The organism is Halorussus salinisoli (genome assembly GCA_005239435.1).
GTDB classification, from domain to species: Archaea; Halobacteriota; Halobacteria; order Halobacteriales; family Haladaptataceae; genus Halorussus; species Halorussus salinisoli.
The window spans coordinates 1-21,773 of sequence record SZNP01000001.1 but is presented as its reverse complement, the minus strand read 5'-3'; the positions used below and the strand labels follow the sequence as shown (position 1 = coordinate 21,773).

Here is a 21,773-nt window from a genome sequence, read left to right as displayed (position 1 = left end):
TTCCAGACGAAACGAAGGGGCAAACGGGAATCGGCGGAGGGCCAAGCGAAGAGCTACAGAGAATCGATTCGGTAGCAATCGGGCAGATCGAAGGAGAGTTCGACTCGAACTCCAGTCGTTTACTCGGTCGTAGACTCCTCGACGCTCTCTTCGTCGTCAGCGTCGGGATACAGCTGTTCCTCCCAGCCGGGTTCTGCGCGTTTCCCCCAGTTCATTTGACACCATCCCTTCGTTCGCCACAGAAGGCTAAAACCGTTTCGCAGGTTGCAAAGTTACCGTCGGAGACGTTCACTCGAACGTCTTCTCGGCCCACTTCACCGCGTACTCCGGGCCGTGACTGCGGTAGGCCTCGGTGTCGAGCGCCGCGAACGGCGCGGGGAGTTCGAGACCGTGTTTCACCGCGGCGCACGAGAACTCCGCGGCGTCCGCGAAGTCGGTCTCGTCGCGGGCCATCGACGACGGAAGCCCCTCCAGACGGGGTTCGATGCGCTCGCCGGCGTCCTGCCACGCCGCGAAGAGACGCGGGTAGTCGTCGTCCCACTCCTCGAAGACCTTCCGGGTGTGGAGTCCGAGGTAAGCGTCGTACAGCGCCGCCGCGATTTGGTAGACGCTCCCACCGTCGAACGGGAGCGCGGCGTCGAGTGCGACGTACTGGTCCTCGAAGAACCCGAGGAAGTGTTCGGGGAGTTGCGTGCCGATTTCCACCAGGGCTTCCGCGATCAGAAAGTCCACGAAGTCGTCGGGCGACCCCTGCACCCGGGCCTTCACGAACGCCACAGGCGGTTCGGTCTGGCGGGTCCACGCCACGCTCCCGTCGCCGGGCATCCCGACCGTGAAGTCGGTCGAGGCGAACCGCCGGAGGAGTTCCGGCGCGTCCTCGGGAAGCCACTCTTCGGGGTAGGCGAGGGGGTCGAGCGCGTCCACGAGCAGTCCGAGGTCCTCGGCCCGCTCGGGCGACAGCGTCTCGAAGTCCGACCCGGAGTCGAGGACCAGCGTCTGGGGAGCGTGCGCTTCCCGAACCGCGGCCACCTCTCCGGACAGTGATCGTTCCTCGAACATCAGGCGGCCAGCCAGAGATTCGCCAGCACTGCGACCGAGAGAACCGCGACGATACCGACCGTTGCGACGACGATCTTGGTTGCCTTGCTCATGTCGGGTCGTTCGAGCGCGAGCGTTTAAAACTCTCAGGTTTAGTCCGCGCCGGTTCCGGCCCCGACGTCGGACTCGCGGGCGATTCGCTTCCACTTGCCGGTCCAGAACCGGAAGACGTTGACCACCGCCCGGAGGTACATGTCGCCGAGGATGGAGGCGTAGACCGCGAGCAGGCCCCAACCGAGACCCGGCGCGAACTGCCAGTCGGCGACCGAGAAGAGGACGACGCCGGGCGCGACCGCGAGGAACGCCACCGGTAGTTTGAACAGGTACGTACCCGCGAGTGCGCCGTAGAAGGGCCAGCGCGTGTCGCCAGCGCCGCGAAGTCCGCCGCGCATCGTCCGCGAGACGCTGAAGGCCGCGACGCCGAGTCCGAACACGCGGACGAAGGTGACGGTCAAATCGACGTGTTCGGTGCCGAAAGCCACCGCGATAGGTCGGGCCGCCACGAACAGCACCGCGCCGAGGAGCAGTTGCGTGACGAGCGCGATGCGGAGGGTCTGCCAGCCGTACTCGGTGGCCTCGCCGTCGTTGCCGGCACCGATGGATTGGCCGACGAGCGTCGAGGAGGCAGTCGAGTAACCCCACGCTGGCATCAGTGCCAACAGCATGACTCGGCGACCGATGGCGTAGGCCGCGACGACCGGCGTGCCGAGCGTGGTGAGGACTAACAGGAACGGAAACCGACCGAACGTTCGGGAGAGGCGCGTTCCCGCGAGCGGTGCGCCTACCCGGACGATTTCGGCTGCAATCGACCAGTCCCACTGCTTGCCGCCGATTGGGAAGCGGACCGAGTACCGACCCGAGAGGAGCGCGGCGGTGAAGATGGTCGCCGCGAGGACGTTGGCGATCGCGGTTCCCCACGCCGCGCCCGCGACGCCCAACTCGGGGAACGGGCCGAACCCGAAGATGAGGACCGCGTTCAGGAAGACGTTGGTCGGGAGGGTGAGCAAGCGGACGTACATCGGCGTCCGCGTGTCGCCGACCCCTGCTAGAGCGCGGGCCGCTATCATGCTCCAGAACCGGAAGGAGACCGAGAGCATGATGATTTTGAGGTAGATAGCCCCGAGTTCGATGGTCCGGGGGTCGTCGGTGAGGACGTCGAGCATCGGTGCGGCGTAGACCCACGTCGCCGCGGTGATAGGCACCGCGAGCAGGAGCGCCAGCCAGAGCGACTGCTTGATGGCGAAGTTGGCCTTCGCGCGTTCGTCCGCGCCCTCGAACCGCGAGACGACGCTGATGGTCCCGCTGGTCAGCGCCAGCGAGAGACCGAACGGGATGAAGAAGTACTGAAAGCCGAGTTCGAGCGCGGCGACGGCCTCGTCGCCGAGTGCCCGCCCCACCATGAAGAAGTCGGCCACGCGCAGGAGGGTCCGCATCCCGCCCGTGACCATCACGGGGACCGCGAGGTCGAACGCCTCCTCGCCCTTCTCGCGGTCGAGCAGGCCGAGGCGGGCCAGCGCGGCCGGAAAGAGGAACGCGACGCGCTGGGCTCGGCGCTTGGCGTCGTCGAGCATCGGATTCGGGCATTTGTGAGGGCGGAGCTAAACAGTTTTGTTACGACTACGTGGCTCGCTGGTGGTTTCCGAGAACTCGGAGTGGATTCAGCGCTCGGTCGCGTCCCACGCGTCCGGCACTTCGATGACGTACTTGCCGTCCTCCTTCAGGGAGATGATGTACTCCTCACGTTCGTAGAGTTCCATCAGGTTGAGTTCGTACTGGCCGGGTGCGACGATGCGGATGCTCTCGAACTGACTGTTGAGTTCCTCGCGGAGTTCCTTCAGTCCGGGATTCTCCACGTCGGGTGCCTCGACGACGTTCGCTTCGGCGTCCGAGTCGGCCGTCGGCGCAGAAGACGCGTCCTCCGGCGGTTCGTCCGGGAGTTCCGACTCCGGAACTACGTCGCGCCGGGCGCTCGCCTGCGCCGAGTCCTCGGCGACAGAGGCCGAATCCTCGGCGACTGGTGTCGGGTCGTCGGAGACGGACGTCGAGTTCTGGCTGTCGGCGGCCGAGGCCGAGTCCGCTTCGGTCTCGTCTCGCGCACCCACCCAGTCCCGAACCGTCGCCGCGGCTCTGTTTACCGCGCTGCTCCGGTCGTCGCCCCCCGTTTCCGGTGCGTCGCCGACGGCCGGCCCGACGTTCTCGGGCGTCTTCTTCCGTGCAGTCGCGGCAGACCGTGCACTTCCTCCGGCCTCACCAACGTTCCCATCCGCGGCTCCCGCGGGTTTGAACTGGAACTTGTTCCCGCCACAGTCGGGACAGCCCGAGAGCATCTCCTTGGAACCGTCCTCGAACGACCGGCCGCAGGTGGTACACTGGTGGGGCATTATTTTCGTGACACGAGAGCGCTGATGAGGTTCTCGTCCTTGTGGAGCGTCTCTATCTGGTTCGCCGGGCCGATGACCGTGAGCTTCTGGGTGGACTCCTTGCCCATCAGTCGGTCGAGGAAGCTCTGGTCGGCAGTCTCCGAGCGCGGATACGTCTCGATTTCGATGCCGTTGAACTCGTCGGGACTGATCTCGGTCATCGTCACCTCGATGAGTTTGCTCTCCTCGTCGGGGGAGAGACCGGTTTCGAGGATGACGATGTTGCCGTCGCGCACCCCGTCGAGTATCATCCGTATCTTCTCCATCGATGCCATCTCGGACATCCGGTCGGCACCGATGAGGTCGATCTGGACGCCGTCGTTCGGGCCGTCCTCTGTCACTTCCGGCATGATATCACCCGAAGTACTCCGCGATTTTGGCGTACACTTCGTCCATGTTCTCGCCTTCGAGCGCCGAGAGCGGAATCGTCTCGTGCTGCGGGAAGGCGTTGCGGATGCGCTGGACGCTCGAATCTTCGAGGTCGGTCTTGTTGGCGAGGATGAGGACGGGGAGGTCCTGACTCTCGATGATACCGATGAGCATGGTGTTGACCTGCGTGAAGGGGTCGGTCGTGCTGTCGAGGACGTAGATGACGCCGTCTACGTCCTCGCGGAGCCAGTGCATCGCCTCCGCGACGCCCTCGGTCGCTTCGCGGGAGCGTCGCACGGCGTCTTCCTTCTCCATGTCGTGGTCGAGGAACTCCTCGTAGTCGACTTTGGTCGTGACGCCTGGCGTGTCCACGATGTCGATGGACACCGTCTTGCCGTCACGCTCGATTTCGACGTTCTCTTTGCGACGAGCACGTCGAGTTTCGTGTGGAATGTGGCTCTCCGGTCCGACTGCGTCACCGGTCCAGTCGCGGGCGATACGATTAGCGAGGGTCGTCTTCCCGGCGTTCGGCGGGCCGTAGATGCCGATACGCTTCGGCTCCTGTGCGGAGAAGAGCTTGTCCGTAACGCGGGAAATGCTGTCTTTCAGATCCGTAAACAATCCCATCCTTTCCTCCCAGACCCCACTATCGGCGAATGAAACCGTCACGGGGGCTGTTGCGCGAATAACTATATCCTACCTACTTAAACCTATGTCAGACACGATTCGGCAAAAAAGACCTATTTCGAGTTACGGAGCGGACCCGTCCCCCGGTTCGGGCCTGTCTCACCGCCGACGAGAGGTAACTGGGACTCACGGTATCGGACGATCTGAGCCAGTCACGGTATCGAATAGTTCGGGCCGGTCGAGGTCTCGGAAACCGAAAGAGTCCGAGGTGACGAAAAAGAATCCGAGATGACGAAACGTATCCAAGGTGACGAAAGGAGCAATCTCCAGTTGAAACGGAGGGGTACTCGTGTCAGATGTCCAGTAGCCTTACGAAATATCTCGGTCCTCGAAAGCGACGGAAAACGGGTGGAGACACCGTGAGACTGCCGAATCCGGGCGAGTTCGGAGGTCGAGTCGGCCGCGAAGCGAGGAAGTCGAAAACAGACCACAACCGGGCGAATTATCGGTGGAGTGATTCGGTAATCGTACCCTCGAACGACTAACCGAGCAACGGGTGGCCTCCCCCACCCCTTTGTTTCGAGTGGAGTTGGTGGAGACCGGGATGGGTGGTGGACTGCCGAGGTTGATTTCGCAGTCTACCTAAACCGTACTAACTAAATAAACCTAAAATATCTAGTTTGCAGATATTGTTTTATATCTATGGTAATAAAAGTACCTGTTCGAATAGGCACCCTCCCTCCCCTGCCTCTCACCCCGTTCCACCTGAAACGAAGGGGTGGGGGAGGTCCCCGTCCACTCACTCGCCAAAATCGACCGTACAAATCATCCCAATCGACCGTGGAAAAACCGACCGTGCAAACTGTGACCGACCGACGTGATAGCTGTGACCGACTAACAGAATATCGGCTGTCGGTCACGAGAACTGGTATCTACGCGAACGATCGGCCCGCAACTTGCAAACTACGCTCTTCAGTATCGGAACCTGCTTCTACTCGGAACACTCTCCGCCTTGGAACAGGTTTCTGTTCGGAACACATTTCCACTCGAAAGCGGCGGGTTCCGAACGAGTGCGGGTTCTGAAGAACGCGAGATCTAAAGAATACGAATTCCAAAGAAGACGAGTTCGGAACGACTCGATACAGTCACGCTCTGTTCGACTCGAACTCTTCCGGTATCTGAGTCTCCTTCGACTCGAAGCGTTGCCCTTTCCCGCTATCTCGGTCCGAAATTCGGAATTGTCCGCAGATATTCGGCTCGACACGGAAACTCCGCACTCGATTCTTCGAATACGCCTCTGGTTCCTCGACCGGGGCGTTATCCTCGACCGAGGCTCCAGGCCTCGATTCGAGACTCTACCTCCCGGCCAAGACGCTGGTATCGTCGCTGTACGCGAAACGATGGGGTCGGGGGAAGAGGATACGAAAAATCGAGACGAGGGTGGAGTCGAGGGATACGATGGAATCGAGGGATACGATGGAATCGAGGGATACGATGGAGTCGAGGGACACGGTGAGACGGAGTAGCGGAGACGAAAGAATCGAGGTTCGTGACGAGAGGAACCCGACCGACTCGCGCCGTCGCATCGTCACCCGAACCGCGCGAAACGGGGAGATTCCAGGGTGTAGGGACCAATTACCCCGACGTACACGGGTTTCAAATACCGATTTTCGACTCTTCGCCGCTCCCGGGTGATTTTGTCCGAACTGAGTCGAAAGAAGAAAGAGTTTAATACCCTGCTGGACCTTTGGTTCTTCTGCATCAACTGGACGCGCTCGCCACTTCTCGGATTCGGCTTCCCGCCGCTTTCGGTCGGTTTCGCCGAAATCTGCTCGCGCGTCGCGCGTCTTCCACCTGAAACGAAGGGGTCGGAACGAACGCATGACAGACGAAAACACCCAACCGACGGACGACGCGGTCGACGTCAGCCCCGACCGTAGCTTCGACAACGTCGATTTGGACGACGTGGTCTTCGACGACGAAGACGACGACCAAGGGCTCTTCGACGACTTGCTGTCCGGCGAACCGATATTCGAGAACAAGGAGGTCCTGCGGCCGTCGTACACGCCACACGAACTCCCCCACCGGAAGGACCAGATCAACAACATGGCGACGATTCTCGTCGCCGCGCTCCGAGGAGAGACGCCCTCGAACATCCTCATCTACGGCAAGACCGGGACTGGCAAGACTGCCAGCGCGAAGTTCGTCAGCAAGGAACTCGAAAGCACGTCCCAGAAGTACGACGTGCCCTGTAACGTCGAGTACATCAACTGCGAGGTGACCGACACTCAGTACCGCGTCCTCGCGCAACTCGCCAACAAGTTCATCGAGAACAATCAGGAGTTCGTCGACGACCGGACCACGGAACTCGAGACGCTCCGCGAGGAAGCGACCGCCGACCCCGCTCGACTCACCGACACCTCGTTCGATTCTCTCGAAGATATCGACGCGCGCATCGAGGAGTTGAAGGACGACCGCGAGGAGATGGAGTCGGTCCCTATGACGGGGTGGCCGACCGACCGCGTCTACAACACGTTCTTCGAAGCCGTGGACTACGAGGAGCGAGTCGTCGTCATCATGCTGGACGAAATCGACAAGCTGGTCGAGAAGTCGGGCGACGACACTCTCTACAACCTCTCGCGGATGAACTCCGAACTCGAAAACTCCCGGGTCTCCATCATCGGCATCTCGAACGACCTGAAGTTCACCGACTTCCTCGACCCGCGCGTGAAGTCCTCACTGGGCGAGGAGGAAATCGTCTTCCCGCCGTACGACGCCAACCAGCTCAGGGACATCCTCCAGCACCGCGCCGAGGTCGCGTTCAAGGCCGACGCGCTCTCGGACGACGTGATTCCGCTCTGTGCCGCGTTCGCAGCGCAGGAACACGGCGACGCCCGGCGTGCGCTCGACCTCCTGCGGACTGCGGGCGAACTCGCCGAGCGCGACCAAGCCGAAGGCGTCAACGAGAAGCACGTCCGGAAAGCCCAGGAGAAGATCGAACTCGACCGCGTGGTCGAAGTCGTCCGCACGCTCCCGACCCAGTCGAAACTCGTCCTCTTCTCCATCATCTCGCTGGAGAAGAACGGCGTCCACAACGTCAACACCGGCGAGGTGTACAACATCTACAAGCGCCTCTGCGAGGAGATCGACGCCGACGTGCTGACCCAGCGCCGCGTGACCGACCTCATCAGCGAACTCGACATGCTCGGCATCGTCAACGCGGTGGTCGTCAGCAAGGGTCGGTACGGCCGAACCAAGGAGATCAGCCTCTCGGTGCCAATCGACGAGACCGAGGCGGTCCTGATGTCCGACTCCCGACTCGGCGACATCGAGAGCGTCCAGCCGTTCGTGCAGGCGCGGTTCGACAACTAGGGGCCGTCGGCGCGGAACGAGTTTACTAGCTCGAAAGCGGACACTTCTCTGCGAGAAAGCATCGACGAGAAGCGACGTCGAGTGTGGGCTGCGTCACTCCAGTGAACTATCCGGTCGCGGAAAGCGGTGTCACTCCGGAGGAAAGCGGTGTCGCTCCGGGGGAGAGGGCGGTCGTCCCGGGAGAGAGATACGCCGCGCCCGAGAACTGGAGGCGGACCCAGCCGAGCCACGGAACGCGGACCTCGGCGGTGCCGCGCACCCAACTCGGGTCGACGGGACCACTGATTCGCATCCCGTTCGACTGGTCGTAGTACGGGTTCGCGTCGCCCTTGGTGATGAACCCGGAGTTCGGGGCCGGACAGTTGCTCAACTCCTCGCAACTGTCCGCCGAGATGTACTGTTTGTTCGCCTCGTCGTACCAGTTCTCCCCCTCTTCGACCCAGAATCTGGCGCGATGGATTATCGGCGTCTTGTAGTCCTTCCCGTCGGGTTGATAGATGATTACGTCGCCGTAGTCGTTGAACGACTTGTAGCCCTCTTCTTCGCCCTTCTGGTACGTGACGACGCCGGTGTCCCCCTGTGCGGCCGCGGGCGCGAGACGGCCCTCCTCCATGATGAACACCAGGTCGCCTTTCTGCATGTGCGGTTCCATGCTTCCGCTCTCGATGGCGACCATCGGGGGCCAGACGCCGCTGATAGCGAACAGAAGGAGACCGATAGCGATGACGATACCAGCGCTGCTCAACATCTCGCGGACGAACACGACCACCTGATTTTCGCTACTGCGGAACCGACGGACGAGAGCGAGCGGGCCGGTTCCCTTCTCGCGCTCGCCGCCGTCGGACCGCGCCGGACGGGTCTCGCGCTGGGAGCGCGCGGACCCGTCCGTGGCCGCGTCGTCAGACCGCCCGTCCGACGAGGCTGGCGGACTGTTCGTCCGTTCGTCCTCGTCGGACGGGTGACCGTCTCGGGAAGAACTCATCGAACCCACCTTACCGTTCCGAGGTTGTCAATTTTCCGGGTGCGACGCGTTGGCGATGCAGAACCTCCGAAGCGAACCGCGCGTCGCCGAGCGTACCCTGACTATCGCCGAAGCGACCCGCGACCCCCGACGCGCGTTCGACGTGCGCGCTCGACGTCCGGTGCTGGAACGGCGAGATAACTCTACAGTAACAAAATAACGAAAAACAATGCTCTAAGAAACGTAGATATTTCTCTGAGCTCCTGTACGCCCGAAGAACCTCTGGCCGTGTCTCCGTCTCTCGTGAACTACCGCACTTCGGTACTCGTTCTCTCCCCTGCCGCGCTCCGCTATCCTTTTGACGAACCCCCGAAATTGAACGAACGTGCCGCTGGAGACCCCCGCGCGTATCGTCAGCGAACTCACCAGTCGCGGCTACAACGCCGACCGCGAGGCGGTGACGCTGCTCGCGGGGGCCGACGACCCGAACGCCGCGCTCGAGGCGGTCGTCGAGCACGCTCCCGACGACGCCCTCAAACTCTCTGCGGACCACGTCGAGCGCGTCCTCGCGGAGTACACCCCGGACGAAAACACCACTGTTTCTACTGGAGGCCAAAACGGAAACAGTTCGCAGGGGGAGACGGACTCTGCAGAGGAAACGAAGGGGGTGAGAAATGGAGGGGAACGGAGCGATTCCGGCGACCTCGGCGAGACCGACGAGAACTCCGAAGGTATCGGCGAGGACGTAATCGACGTGTCTCGGCCCGACGAGTCGGTCCGGGACCCGGACCTCGACGCTCGGTCGCTCGACGTACTCGGCGACGTAACCGGCGAGAGCACCGGGACCGGCGAGTACGAGGACTTCGTCTCCGTGTTTCAGGACCGTTTCGAGCGCCTCTCGAAGCAGTTGCGCTCGCGGGTCAACGCGCGTCCGACCTCCGTAGTCCAGGAGATGCCCGGCGGCGGCGAAACCGCCATCGTCGGGATGATAAGCGACATTCGCTCGACTGCCAGCGGGCACTGGCTCATCGAGTTGGAGGACACGAGCGGGACGTACCCCTGTCTCGTCATGAAGGACCGCGAGTTCGCCGACGCGGTGGACGAACTGCTCTTCGACGAGGTAATCGCGGTGGAGGGGACGCTCTCGGACGACAACGGCGACGGGGACGGCATCATGTTCGTGGACTCGCTGTACTTTCCGGACGTTCCTCGGACCTACGAGCCGTCCACGGCCGACCGCCACGTGCAGGCAGCGCTCATCAGCGACGTTCACGTCGGCAGTCAGGAGTTCATGGCCGACGCGTGGTCCCGATTCGCGGACTGGCTTCACACCCCCGAAGCCGAGCGCGTCGAGTACCTCCTCGTCGCGGGCGACATGGTGGAGGGCGTCGGCGTCTACCCCAATCAGGACGACGAGCTCGACATCATCGACATCTACGACCAGTACGAGCAGTTCTCGGAGTATCTCAAGGAGGTGCCCGGCGACATGGAGGTTCTCATGATTCCGGGCAACCACGACGCGGTTCGACTCGCCGAACCCCAACCCGGTTTCGACGAGGAACTCCGCGACATCATGTCGGTCCACGACGCCCGGATTTCGGGCAACCCCTCCACGGTCACGGTCGAGGGCGTCGATATCCTGATGTACCACGGCGTCTCGCTCGACGAGGTCATCGCGGAACTGCCCGACGAGAAGGCCAACTACGACGAACCGCACAAGGCGATGTACCAACTCCTCAAGAAGCGCCACGTCGCGCCGCAGTTCGGCGGCAAGACCCGACTCGCGCCCGAGGAGAAGGACTACCTCGTGATGGACGACGTTCCGGACGTGTTCCACACCGGCCACGTCCACAAACTCGGCTGGGGCAAGTACCACAACGTCCTCGCGGTCAACTCGGGATGTTGGCAGGCCCAGACGGCCTTCCAGAAGTCGGTCAACATCGACCCCGACGCCGGGTTCGCACCGATTCTGGACCTCGACACGCTCGACATGACGGTCCGGCAGTTCAGCTAACTCTTCTCCGGAGACTCGCGTTTCAGGCTCCACCTGAAACGAAGGGGTCGATCGGTTGGCACTGCCTACCGACGTACGGAATCGACGGTTGCCGGTCGGTCGAGAGAGTGTTCACTGGCGAGTCGAACCGACGTTCATCGACGGGTCGAATCGGTGTTCACCGACGGGTCGAGACGATATTCGAGGGTCTGGCCGCCCTCGAATCGCGGGCCGGTCCCGACGCGCTGGAACCCGACTTCTTCGACCACCTCTCTCGTCTCCGCCTCGTTCTCGGGGACCAGTGCCTCGACGGCCATCCCTTCTTTTCGGGCGAACCGGAGCGGTTCCTCCAGCAGACGCTCGCGGGCCGCCCGCGACCCGCGGAGGTAGGTCACGCGGACGGTTCCCGGCATCGCGTCGAAGCCTACGAACCCGACGACTTCGAGGCGGTCGTCGTCAGCTTCGTCGCTACTCTCGGCTTCGGCGGCGTCTCCGTCGTCGTTCTCGTCCTCGCGCTCGGCCACCCTGACCGTTCGGTCGTGGACGACGTTTCGCATCACTTCGGCAGGGGCGTCGGCGAGTTTACCAAGTACCTCACCGTCCTCTTCGACTGCATCTCGCACGCGCATTGTTCACGTATCGACTGCCGACTAAGTTAAAGCTCGCGGGGAACACGTGTCTACTTCACGAACGTTTCAGCCGAGACGTTGACGCGCAGGGCTTTTTCGCTCGGGGACCTATGTCGTGGGTATGAATGACATGGATGGTTCGGACTCGGCGGACTCCGACACCTCACCCGACTTCGACGCGGCCGGACCGGACGCTTCCGGGCCGGACGACAGGAAACTCTGCGATTTCTGCCGTCTCCCGTGTCCGACCGACACGGTGACGCTCGAGCGCGGGTCGGACGTCTACGAGTTCTGCACCGAAGCCTGCCGGGACGCGATGCTCGAGAGCGACCAGGCGTTCACCGAGTATCACGGCTTCCGGCGCATCCGAACCGGCGTCTCGGGCCTGGACAAGTTCCTCCCGCAGGGGTTTCCCCGGAACTCGTTCGTCCTGTTGGCCAATGACGAAGGGGCGCGCGACGACGCACTCCGGGCCGAACTCGTCTGGCGGGCGCTCGAACGCGACGAACCCGCCGCGGTCGTCACGTTCACCGAACCGCCCATCTCGGTGGTCGAGGGGTTCGTCTCGCTCGACTGGAACGTCTTGCCGTATCTGGAGTCCGGTCAGCTCCACGTCGTGGACTGTTTCACCTATCGGATGGACGACCGAGATCGCGAGCGCATGTTCGAGCGCATGGACGAGTGGAACCGCCACATCTACAGCATCACCAAGTCGGTGACTCAGACCGTCAGAGACCCGACCGACGCGGCCGAGATCCACAACAAACTCGACAACTGCCTCGAAGGGTTAAAGATGAGCGACTGCGGGGTGGTGGTCATCGACTCGCTGACCGAGTTCGGCACGCTCGTCCAACCCGTGCAGGCGTACAACTTCGTCAAGGACGTTCGGGCCGACGTTTGTAAAGGTCGGTTCGTCCCCGTCTTCGCGGGCGCGACGTTCACGGGCGAGGAGGAAACGTTTCCCCACGACCTCGGATACGCCGTCGACGGCGTCGTGGACATGCAGGTGAACGGCTCCATCGTGGAGGACACCCTCATCAAGCGAATCCGAATCCGGAAGATGAACGGCGTACTCGCGATTCCCGAGTGGGTCGCCTACGAGTTCACCGCCGGGAAGGGTCTGGTCACGTTCGACCCGATAGCCGAGATGGACGAGACGTACGAGGGCGGCGGACGCGAAGAGGACGGCGAACACGAGGGGGAGGACGACGAACGCGAGCGACCCGAGGGCGGTTCTCCCGGGGAAAATCACGAGTTCGCGGAACACGGCGGAGGGTAGAGTCGGAGTTTTCGGTGGCAAGCTTCTCAGACATGGAAGCAGTTATCTGCGTTCCAGAGTTAGCCTCTCGCATGCATTCGCGTCACGCGTGGGGGTCTTCGGATTCGAAGGTGATAGTATGCGAGTAGTAGCGAAGTTCGGCGGGACGAGTCTTGGAAGCGGTGACCGGATCAACCGGGCTGCGGACTCGGTGGCCGACGCCGTGGCGCAGGGACACGAAATCGCGGTGGTCGCCAGCGCGATGGGCAACACGACCGACGAACTCCTTGAAGAGATCGAGTTCGAGACGGAGGAAGCCGACCGGGCCGAAATCGTCAGCATGGGCGAGCGAACCAGCGTCCGGATGCTTAAAGCCGCGCTCGCGGCCCGCGGCGTCGAGGCGGTTTTCGTGGAACCGGGCAGCGACCGCTGGCCCGTCTTCACCGACGAGAACGGCGAACTCGACGCCGAGCGGACCAGGGACGCCGCCGCGAAACTCGCCACTGAACTCGACGACGTGGTTCCGGTCGTCACCGGTTTCCTCGCGGAGGACCCCGAGGGCAACGTGACGACGCTCGGTCGCGGCGGGTCGGACACCACGGCCGTGATGCTCGGCAACTACATGACCGCCGACGAGGTGGTCATCGTGACCGACGTGGAGGGCGTCATGACCGGCGACCCCCACGTCGTGGAGGGCGCGCGCAACGTCGGGGAAATCTCGGTGGACGAACTCCGTAATCTCTCGTTCCGCGGTGCGGAGGTCGTCGCTCCCAGCGCGCTCTCGTACAAGAACGAGAACCTGAACGTCCGCGTGGTACACTACCAGCACGGTGACTTGCTGGCTGGCGGTACCGACATCATCGGCGAGTTCGAGAACCTCATCGACATGCGCGAGCAACCCCTCGCCTGTCTCACGGTCGCGGGCCGGGCTATCCGGAACCGGCCGGGCATCCTACAGGAACTCTCGACCGCGCTCGGCGACAGCGACATCAACGTCGACGCCGTCGCCAGCGGGATGGACTCGGTCACGTTCTACGTCGACGAGACGGTAGCCGAGCGCGCCGAGAACATCCTCCATCGCGAGGTCATCGAAGAGGACTCGCTGTCGAGCGTCACCGTCGACGACGACGTAGCCGTCGTCCGCGTGATGGGCGGCGAACTCCCGAACCAACCGGGCGTCATCCGGAACCTCGTCAACCCCATCGCTGAGGCTCACATCAACATCCACGACCTCATCACCAGCGCGACGAGCGTCGCCGTCTTCGTGGACTGGTCGGACCGTGAGGAGACGCTAGACATCATCCAGAACGAGTTCTAGCAACCAGTTTTTGCGCCGTCAGAGCTACGTTCTGACGAGCCTTCATTCGCTTCGCTCACGAAGAGACCAAAAAGAGTCGCTCGCTCCCGGCGTCGTCGGCGCAAAGCGCCGACTGCTCGGAGGGCCGCGGTCGCTAGTACGGTACGCTCCCCTAACACAACAGAATCTATATCTGACAAATGTACAGGGGTTCTTGAAACAGGTTCGTATGGTCGAAATCCCGGCTACTTCTCGACGTAGACGCAGGGATTAGGTGGCGCGGCCCCGACGTCGCTGTCGGCGTCCACCGCGTCCCAGTAATCGTGGAGGCTCGCGCCGAGCGCGTCCTCGATCTCCGCGGCGGACGTGACGTTCTCGCCCTCGAAGACGAGTTGGAATCGGTCGCGGAACTCCTCTTCGTCGTCGAACTGGTCGTGATAGAATTCCCGCGTCGTTTCGCTGGGGTAGTTGAAGACGAGGTGCCCGCCGGGACGGACGTGCTCGTAGAGATTCCGGATGGCGCGCTCGACGTTTCGGACGTAGTGGAGAGTCGCGTAGCAGTAGACGAGGTCGAACTGACGGCCCACGTCGAAATCGGGGAGCGTGGCCACCTCGAAGGTGACGTTCCCGCGGTCGGTGGTCTCGCCGTCGATTCGCTCGCGGTTCTCGCGGACCACCGACTCGGCCGCGTCGTAACCGAACACGTCCAACTCGGGGAAGCGCTCGGCGAGTTCGAGAGGACAGTCGGCGGGGCCACAGCCGATCGACGCGAAGTCGTCGGGGACTCCTTCGTCTTCGAAGAAACGCGCGAGCAGGTCGGCCTTGCCGTACGCACCCACGTTGGCGGGGAAGTCGGTCTCGGTCTCGCGGTCGGTGCGCCAGTACGCGTCCCAGTCGATGGTTCCTTCGTACATGGGGAGATGCCTGGAGCTACCCCAAACGCAGATAAGTATTTTTGGAAGAAAACGAAGAAATATTCTTCACTCAGAAATCCGTCCCCGGGGATTAGGTCTCTTTCGAGGTTAGTTGACAATTGATGGGCTAACCGCGCAGGAATCGACCGGATTCGGGCCTTCGAGCGTTCGCGCGGCCCCGGAATGTTTTTCATGGATTACGGCTAACTGCCGAGTATGCCATCCGAGCCCCAGACCGATGGTAGCGTTCGCCAGCCACGGCAACAGTCCGCGGGGTTCGGCTTCTTCTTCGCGTCCTGACCGAGCGGCGGAGTCCCGGCCGAGCGAGGGCCCCGGCGGGGACGAAACCGCTCGCGCGCGGCGGTCCCTCGAAAGGGACGGCCGCGCTTCAGAAACGATAAACGGACGCACGGGAACGTTACCAGCAAAGAGAGCCTGACGGACGATGAAACTACCCGAATCACAGGTCGCGGTACTTCAAGCCGCGAGCGCGAACGACGCACAGAGTATCGAACGACTGGCCGACGAAACCGGTCTCAAGCCCGAGACGGTCACGGGCGCGGCCTTCGAACTGGAGTCTGCCGGTCTCGTCACGGTCGAAGAATCGACCGACGAGACGGTCGAGATAACCGAGGAGGGCCGCGAGTACGTCGATGACGACCTGCCCGAAGTCCGACTCTACGAGGCCGCGATCGACGCCGGGGCCGACGAGGCGGCCGTCCAGATGGGACGAGTCATCGGCCAGTCCGGACTGGAGGGACCGCAGGTCGACATCGCCCTGTCGAACTACGCCCGGAAGGGGTACGGCACCATCGAGAGCGGAGAGATCGTGGCCGACCCCGACGCCGACCCGGAGCGCGACGCCGAGGCCGAAGCCCTCGCCGCACTCGACGCGGGCGAGTCGGTCGAGGACGAGAGCGTGCTGGAGCAGTTGGAGAGTCGTGGACTCGCGACCCTCTCCGAATCCACGGTTCGCTCGGTGACGCTGACCGACGACGGCGTGACTGCGCTGATGGAGGGCGTCGAGACGGCCGAGACCGTGGGCCAACTCACGCCCGAGATGCTGACCTCCGGCGAGTGGCGGGACGTGGAGTTCGCCGAGTACAACGTCGAAGCCGACGCCGAGCGCATCGACGGCGGCAAGACCCACATCCTGCGCCAGACCGCGAACCGCGTGAAAGACACCTTGGTCGGCATGGGCTTCGAGGAGATGGAAGGCCCGCACGCGGACGCGGACTTCTGGATCAACGACGCGCTGTTCATGCCCCAGGACCACCCGGCGCGGACTCACTGGGACCGGTTCGCCCTCTCGAACCCGACCGAAATCGACGATCTGCCCGAGGACCTCGTGGCACGCGTCGAAGACGCTCACCACAACGGCGTCGGCGAAGACGGCGAGGGCTACCACTCGCCGTGGTCCGAGGACTTCGCGCGGGCAATCGCGCTCCGGGGCCACACCACCTCGCTGTCGATGCGTTACCTCTCGGGTCACGAAATCGGCGACCTGGAGCCACCACAGCGGTTCTTCAGCGTCGAGAAGGTGTACCGAAACGACACGCTCGACCCGACTCACCTGCTGGAGTTCTTCCAGATCGAGGGCTGGGTGATGGCCGAGGACCTGTCGGTCCGAGACCTGATGGGGACCTTCGAGGAGTTCTACGAGCAGTTCGGGATCACCGACCTGCAGTACAAGCCCCACTACAACCCCTACACGGAGCCGAGCTTCGAGTTGTTCGGCGAACACCCGACCACGGGTGAACTGGTCGAGGTCGGCAACAGCGGAATGTTCCGCGAGGAGGTGCTTCGGCCTCTCGGCGTCGACTGCGACGTGATGGCGTGGGGCCTGTCGCTGGAGCGTCTGCTGATGTTGATGTACGGCTTCGAGGACATCCGGGACATCCACGGGACGCTGTGCGACCTCGAACTGCTCCGCGAGACGGAGGTGCTACACTGATGCCAGTCGTAGACGTGAATCCCGACGAACTCCGGGACCTGACCGGCCACGAGGAGAAGAGCGACGACGAACTGATAGACGACCTGTTCGCGCTCGGCCTCGAATTCGAGGGGCGGACGGAGGACGACGACCTCCAACTCGAATTCGCGCCCGACCGACTCGACCGACTCTCGGTCGAAGGAGTCGCGCGCTCGCTTCGCTACCAGTACGGCGACGACCGGGGAGTCTACGTCCCCGGCACCAACGACCCCGACTGGACCATCGAAGTCGACGAGAGCGTGCCCGACGAACGACCCTACGTCACGGGTGCGGTGATTCGAGACGTGAGTCTGGACGACGAGGCGCTTGACTCGCTCATCCAGTTGCAGGAGAAACTTCACGCCACGATGGGTCGCAAGCGCGCGAAGGGCGCAATCGGCATCCACGACCTGACGATGCTGAAGGGGCAGGCCGCCACCGCGGAGGGTCAGGCCGAGGCCGGAAACTCCATCGTCTACCGGGGTATCGACCCCGACGGCGACCGATTCGTCCCTCTCGACTCGGACGCCGAGATGACTCCCGAGGAAGTGCTTCGCTCGCACCCGACCGGCGAGACCTACGCCGACCTCGTGGCCGAGTACGACCACTACCCCGCGATTTACGACGACATCGGTCTGTTCTCGTTCCCGCCGGTCATCAACGGCCGCCGGACCGAGGTTTCTACCGAATCGCGTGACCTGTTCGTGGAACTGACCGGCACCGACCAGTGGACCATCGACCACATGTGCAACATCATCTGCTACGCGCTCGACGCCCGCGGCGCGAAGGTCGAAGAGGTCACGGTCGAGTACCCGGACAGAACCCTCGTGCGCCCCGACTTCGAGGTGTGCCAGAAGACCGTTACTCACGAGCGAATCGAGAGCATGCTGGGCGTCGACCTCAGCGCCGAGCGCGTGCTGGACCTGCTGGAGCGCTCGGGCCTCGACGCCGAGACGGAGGAGGTCGGCGACGACGAGTTGGCTTACGAGGTCGACGTGCCGCCCTACCGAGTGGACGTACTTCACCCCCTCGACGTCGTGGACGACGTGGGGCGGGCCTACGGCTTCAACGACCTCGAACCGCGCTACCCCGACGTGGGGACGGTCGGCGGTCGCCACGACCGGTCGAAGCTCGAAGACGCCGCGCGCGAGACGCTCGTGGGTCTCGGCTTCGAGGACCTGCTCAACTTCCACATGATCAGCGAGGAGGAGAACTTCGACCGGATGCGTCTATCGCAGGACGACGAGGTTCTCGGGGCCGCAGACCCCGCGACCATCCTCGAACCCTACAGCGAGGACTACACCATGCTCCGGACGTGGGCGCTCCCCTCGCTGCTGATGGTCCTCGAAAACAACACCCATCGGGGCTACCCGCAGGACCTCGCGGAGGTCGGCTTCGCGGCGGAGGTCGACGAGAGCCAGAACACGGGTCTCGCCGAGCGCCGCACGGTCGCCGGAGTCCTGGCGCGTCACGACGCTTCCTACGAGGACGCGAAGGCTCGGCTTCAGGCGGTGGCTCGGAACTTCGACGTGGAACTGGAGACCCCCGCGACCGACCATCCGACGTTCATCGACGGGCGCGTCGCCGAAGTCGTTCTGGACGGCGAGAGCGTTGGCGTCATCGGCGAGATACACCCCGAGGTGCTGGTCGAACACGACCTCGAACTCCCCGTCGCCGGCTTCGAGTTCCGACTGGACGCGCTGGAGTAGACTTCGCTGCTTTTTCTCAGTCCAAGTCCGCGCCGATGGCGTCTTCCACCGAGTCGAACCCGTCGCGTTCGAGCAAGTCGAGCAGTCCCTCGTTGATGTCGCGGGCGATTGCGGGGCCGCGATAGACGAGTCCAGTGTAAAGTTGGATTACGTGCGCGCCCGCGCGCAGCTTCCGATACGCGTCCTCGGCGGTGAACACGCCGCCGACGCCGACGACCGGCACGTCAACGCGCTCGGCGACGAACCGGACCATCTTGGTCGCGCGCGGTTCGATGGGTTTCCCGGAGAGACCGCCCTCCTCGGCGCGGTTGTGGCTCCGGAGGGTCGCCGGTCGGTCGGTCGTGGTGTTCGTAGCGATGACGCCGTCGAGACCGAGTTCGTTCACGAGGTCGAGCGCGTCCTCGACCGCCGGGTCCGGCAGGTCGGGCGAGAGTTTGACGAGGAGTGGACTCGCGCCCGCGTCCTGTAGCGTCGTGAGGATGGCTTCCATCGAGTCGCGGTTCTGGAGGTCGCGGAAGCCCTCCGAGTTGGGACAGGAGACGTTGACAACGAAGAAGTCGCCGCCTTCGGCGACCCGCTCGTAGGTGTAGCGGTAGTCTTCGGGCGCGTCGTCGATGGCGACGTGTTCGGTCTTGGCGAGGTTGACGCCGACCGGGACGTTCACGCTCGCGGCCGCGAGGCGCTCGCCGACCACGTCTGCGCCGTGGTTGTTCAGCCCCATGCGGTTGACGATGCCTTCGTCCTCGCGCAGGCGGAACATCCGGGGGCGGGCGTTGCCCGACTGCTGGTCGGCCGTGACGCCACCGACTTCCACGTGGCCGAAGCCGAGACTAGCCAGTAGCGAGGGGACCTGTGCGTTCTTGTCGAATCCGGCGGCCACGCCGACCGGATTCGGGAGCTGCTGGCCGAAAGCTTCGACCCGCAGGCGGTCGTCGTCGACGAGGTAACGCTCTCGGAGCGCGTCCGCTATCGGCGTTCCCTGTGCGGTTCGCATTCCCGCGTGGACGGCGTCGTGGGCCGTCTCGGCAGGGAGACTGAAGAGAAGCGGCTTCACCAACTGGTACGCGTTCATAGTACGTTTACCCTGATTCCGGTGGCAAAAAGCCCTCGTTCCGGTTCAGAATTCGTGTTCGACCTCGTCTTTGTCAGCCTTCTGGATGATGATTTTGTCTTCCCTGACGCGCACGAACACCTCGTCGCCGATGTCCATGCCAGCGACGGCGAGTTCGTCCTCGTGCAGGTTGATGTGGACGTTGTGATACTCGCCGTCCTCGCCTTTCGCGCCACTGGGGCTGAGCTTCTTTTTCCGTACCATCGCGGTATTGTACGCATACGTTCGCTCCAGATTATACTTAAGTGTTTTCTACCGACTACCCAGTTCGGGCCTGGATTGCCGTACGCATATAGCTACGTACTCCCGCCGCCGTGTTCGCGCCGACGTCGAAAATCGCCCGGAGAATCGCACGACCGTGCGAATTCACTATATAAACTTTTCGACGAGAACGGCTCATATCGGCGATATATTTATAATGGGTCCTGTGCTGGGTTGGCATGGAGGAAAAAACCATGGTACGTGAAGACGGTAAACGGAATTTCGCGCTTCGAGAATCGGACGGTGACGAGAGTAGTGTCTTCTCGGGGAACACTCCTCGGCAGGCCGCACTCAAAGCAGCTCGACGACTCGAACCGGCGTCGTCCGAAGACTCCGCCGACCGAACCGAGCTCCGTCTCCGAGAGAAGGGGACCGACAAGGTCCACATCTACGACGGCTGGGCTTGGAACGAGTCTGCTCCCGACGACAAACCCGACTGGATGCCGGACGAGATCACCGAGGCTAACGTCTCGAAACAGGGCATCGAACACCTCGATGAGTAGGTCGGGCGGGAACGACTTTTCAATCGTTTTTGTCGTCCTTGACTAGATTCTTCTTTGCGTGTGCGAGCGAGACGACCAGGACTGTTGGCTCGACTGTCCGTCCGTTCACTCACGCAGGCGATACCCACCGGGACGTCGCGTACGACAGGTAGGACGACCGGCTCGTCCTCCACCTGTACTACACGTTCGGAATTACGAGGTGAGTCCCGAAACCGAGGGGAGTTCTCCGACGAATCGCAGGACGGGTGCCACGTTATCCCTCCCCGGAGCCGCCTCGGTTCGACGGCCTTAAGTGTAACCCTGCCATTCGTAAGAATGCGAACGAGGTCCGGTGGTTCGGGCCTCCGGGAGACGGCTTAAATCGACGCCTTTTTAAGGCGTCTCGGCCGCCTCTCGAAACACGCCCTCGATCCGTTGCCCTTAAGTGTATAGGGGCACTCGGATTGGATGTCGACGTCGTCTTGTGGTTTTGGACGACAACTAGACGCCCAATCCGTTGCCCTTAAGTGTAACAGGGTACTTGGATTGAGTGCAACCGAGCCTTCGGGGGTCTTCCCACCGAAGGACGAACGCAGTTCGGTGCCCTTAAATAATAAGGGCGCTTTGAACTGGAATGCAGAGAAAGACTCGACGTGATTTGCGGAACGTTCGATCCGTTCCGCTGTCTCGGACTCGGACCGATTTCGATGGGTTTATAGCCAATCGAGGTCAACGTTCGGGTCCGGAGGAAATGAGGATTCCACCCCTGCGGTCCGCCGTACACGATGGAATCTGATGTTAGCCCTGGTAGTTCGGTGACACCCGACCAACGATCTGGTTTGGGGTCGTCGAACTGACGGACCTAGAAGATAGACACGATACAGTGTCTCCGCCAGAAACCCACCGAGCCTTTGAGCTCGGCAACCATTCCGGTTGATCCTGCCGGAGGCCATTGCTATCGGAGTTCGATTTAGCCATGCTAGTCGCACGGGTTTAGACCCGTGGCAGATAGCTCAGTAACACGTGGCCAAACTGTCCTATGGATCGAGACAACCTCGGGAAACTGAGGCTAATCTCGAATAAGGTTTCCACTCTGGAGTGAGGGAAATCAGAAACGCTACGGCGCCATAGGGTGTGGCTGCGGCCGATTAGGTAGACGGTGGGGTAACGGCCCACCGTGCCGATAATCGGTACGGGTTGTGAGAGCAAGAGCCCGGAGACGGAATCTGAGACAAGATTCCGGGCCCTACGGGGCGCAGCAGGCGCGAAAACTTTACACTGCACGACAGTGCGATAAGGG

Annotated in this window: 18 protein-coding genes and 1 rRNA gene; 8 read left to right on the top strand and 11 right to left on the bottom strand. The window is 62.7% G+C overall.

From position 1 onward, the window contains the following. Window positions 1-288: 288 nt before the first annotated feature. The 6 genes from E2484_RS04610 to E2484_RS04590 form a co-directional block, all read right to left on the bottom strand. Window positions 289-1,059, bottom strand: coding sequence for a DUF7089 family protein (locus tag E2484_RS04610; protein WP_137284070.1), 771 nt, complete (start codon window positions 1,057-1,059; stop codon window positions 289-291). Further along, window positions 1,059-1,151, bottom strand: coding sequence for a hypothetical protein (locus E2484_RS26260; protein WP_449272298.1), 93 nt, complete (start codon window positions 1,149-1,151; stop codon window positions 1,059-1,061). Before E2484_RS26260 ends, E2484_RS04610 begins: the two co-directional genes overlap by 1 nt. Before the next feature lie 39 nt (window positions 1,152-1,190). Next, window positions 1,191-2,669 (bottom strand): MATE family efflux transporter, encoded by a 1,479-nt coding sequence (locus E2484_RS04605; RefSeq protein WP_137284069.1) that lies wholly within the window; start codon window positions 2,667-2,669, stop codon window positions 1,191-1,193. Between the two features lie 87 nt (window positions 2,670-2,756). Continuing rightward, window positions 2,757-3,479 (bottom strand): OapC/ArvC family zinc-ribbon domain-containing protein, encoded by a 723-nt coding sequence (locus E2484_RS04600; protein ID WP_137284068.1) that lies wholly within the window; start codon window positions 3,477-3,479, stop codon window positions 2,757-2,759. Next, the gene (locus tag E2484_RS04595) at window positions 3,479-3,868 is read right to left on the bottom strand and encodes a DUF2073 domain-containing protein (protein ID WP_137284067.1); all 390 of its coding nucleotides are present in this window, start codon (window positions 3,866-3,868) and stop codon (window positions 3,479-3,481) included. Before E2484_RS04595 ends, E2484_RS04600 begins: the two co-directional genes overlap by 1 nt. Before the next feature lie 4 nt (window positions 3,869-3,872). Continuing rightward, the gene (locus E2484_RS04590; protein WP_137284066.1) at window positions 3,873-4,514 is read right to left on the bottom strand and encodes an Era-like GTP-binding protein; all 642 of its coding nucleotides are present in this window, start codon (window positions 4,512-4,514) and stop codon (window positions 3,873-3,875) included. A gap of 1,881 nt (window positions 4,515-6,395) precedes the next feature. Between E2484_RS04590 and E2484_RS04585 the strand changes: the two genes are divergently transcribed. After that, window positions 6,396-7,886, top strand: coding sequence for a Cdc6/Cdc18 family protein (locus E2484_RS04585; protein ID WP_137284065.1), 1,491 nt, complete (start codon window positions 6,396-6,398; stop codon window positions 7,884-7,886). Between the two features lie 106 nt (window positions 7,887-7,992). Here the strand turns inward: E2484_RS04585 and E2484_RS04580 are convergent, their stop codons facing one another. Further along, window positions 7,993-8,868 carry a S24/S26 family peptidase gene (locus E2484_RS04580; protein WP_137284064.1) on the bottom strand — a complete coding sequence of 292 codons (876 nt, stop codon included), beginning with the start codon at window positions 8,866-8,868 and terminating at the stop codon, window positions 7,993-7,995. A 364-nt stretch (window positions 8,869-9,232) separates the two neighbouring features. Here E2484_RS04580 and E2484_RS04575 point away from each other — a divergent pair, with 364 nt between their 5' ends. Next, on the top strand, window positions 9,233-10,861 hold the full coding sequence (locus E2484_RS04575) for a DNA-directed DNA polymerase II small subunit (protein WP_137284063.1): 1,629 nt from the start codon (window positions 9,233-9,235) through the stop codon (window positions 10,859-10,861). Window positions 10,862-10,995: 134 nt separating this feature from the next. Here E2484_RS04575 and E2484_RS04570 read toward each other — a convergent pair whose 3' ends face one another. Continuing rightward, complete coding sequence (locus E2484_RS04570) at window positions 10,996-11,469, bottom strand: hypothetical protein (RefSeq protein WP_137284062.1); 474 nt, start codon at window positions 11,467-11,469, stop codon at window positions 10,996-10,998. A gap of 121 nt (window positions 11,470-11,590) precedes the next feature. Here E2484_RS04570 and E2484_RS04565 point away from each other — a divergent pair, with 121 nt between their 5' ends. After that, the gene (locus tag E2484_RS04565; protein ID WP_321111824.1) at window positions 11,591-12,748 is read left to right on the top strand and encodes an ATPase domain-containing protein; all 1,158 of its coding nucleotides are present in this window, start codon (window positions 11,591-11,593) and stop codon (window positions 12,746-12,748) included. A gap of 118 nt (window positions 12,749-12,866) precedes the next feature. Beyond that, on the top strand, window positions 12,867-14,045 hold the full coding sequence (locus E2484_RS04560; RefSeq protein ID WP_137284061.1) for an aspartate kinase: 1,179 nt from the start codon (window positions 12,867-12,869) through the stop codon (window positions 14,043-14,045). Between the two features lie 224 nt (window positions 14,046-14,269). Here the strand turns inward: E2484_RS04560 and E2484_RS04555 are convergent, their stop codons facing one another. Continuing rightward, on the bottom strand, window positions 14,270-14,938 hold the full coding sequence (locus E2484_RS04555; protein WP_137284060.1) for a class I SAM-dependent methyltransferase: 669 nt from the start codon (window positions 14,936-14,938) through the stop codon (window positions 14,270-14,272). A 445-nt stretch (window positions 14,939-15,383) separates the two neighbouring features. Between E2484_RS04555 and pheS the strand changes: the two genes are divergently transcribed. Then, window positions 15,384-16,892 (top strand): phenylalanine--tRNA ligase subunit alpha, encoded by a 1,509-nt coding sequence (gene pheS / locus E2484_RS04550; protein WP_137284059.1) that lies wholly within the window; start codon window positions 15,384-15,386, stop codon window positions 16,890-16,892. Continuing rightward, window positions 16,892-18,619: a phenylalanine--tRNA ligase subunit beta gene (pheT, locus tag E2484_RS04545; RefSeq protein ID WP_137284058.1), complete on the top strand. Its 1,728-nt coding sequence runs from the start codon at window positions 16,892-16,894 to the stop codon at window positions 18,617-18,619. The genes pheS and pheT overlap by 1 nt, the downstream gene beginning before the upstream one ends. A gap of 16 nt (window positions 18,620-18,635) precedes the next feature. Here pheT and E2484_RS04540 read toward each other — a convergent pair whose 3' ends face one another. Beyond that, entirely contained in the window at window positions 18,636-19,691 is a 1,056-nt protein-coding gene (locus tag E2484_RS04540) for a quinone-dependent dihydroorotate dehydrogenase (protein ID WP_137284057.1), read from the bottom strand. Between the two features lie 45 nt (window positions 19,692-19,736). After that, window positions 19,737-19,934 carry a hypothetical protein gene (locus E2484_RS04535; RefSeq protein ID WP_115798291.1) on the bottom strand — a complete coding sequence of 66 codons (198 nt, stop codon included), beginning with the start codon at window positions 19,932-19,934 and terminating at the stop codon, window positions 19,737-19,739. A 251-nt stretch (window positions 19,935-20,185) separates the two neighbouring features. On the opposite strand from E2484_RS04535, the gene E2484_RS04530 reads away from it, so the two are divergent. Beyond that, entirely contained in the window at window positions 20,186-20,494 is a 309-nt protein-coding gene (locus E2484_RS04530; RefSeq protein ID WP_137284056.1) for a non-histone chromosomal MC1 family protein, read from the top strand. 905 nt (window positions 20,495-21,399) lie between these two features. Beyond that, window positions 21,400-21,773 (top strand): 16S ribosomal RNA (locus E2484_RS04525); the annotation flags it as partial.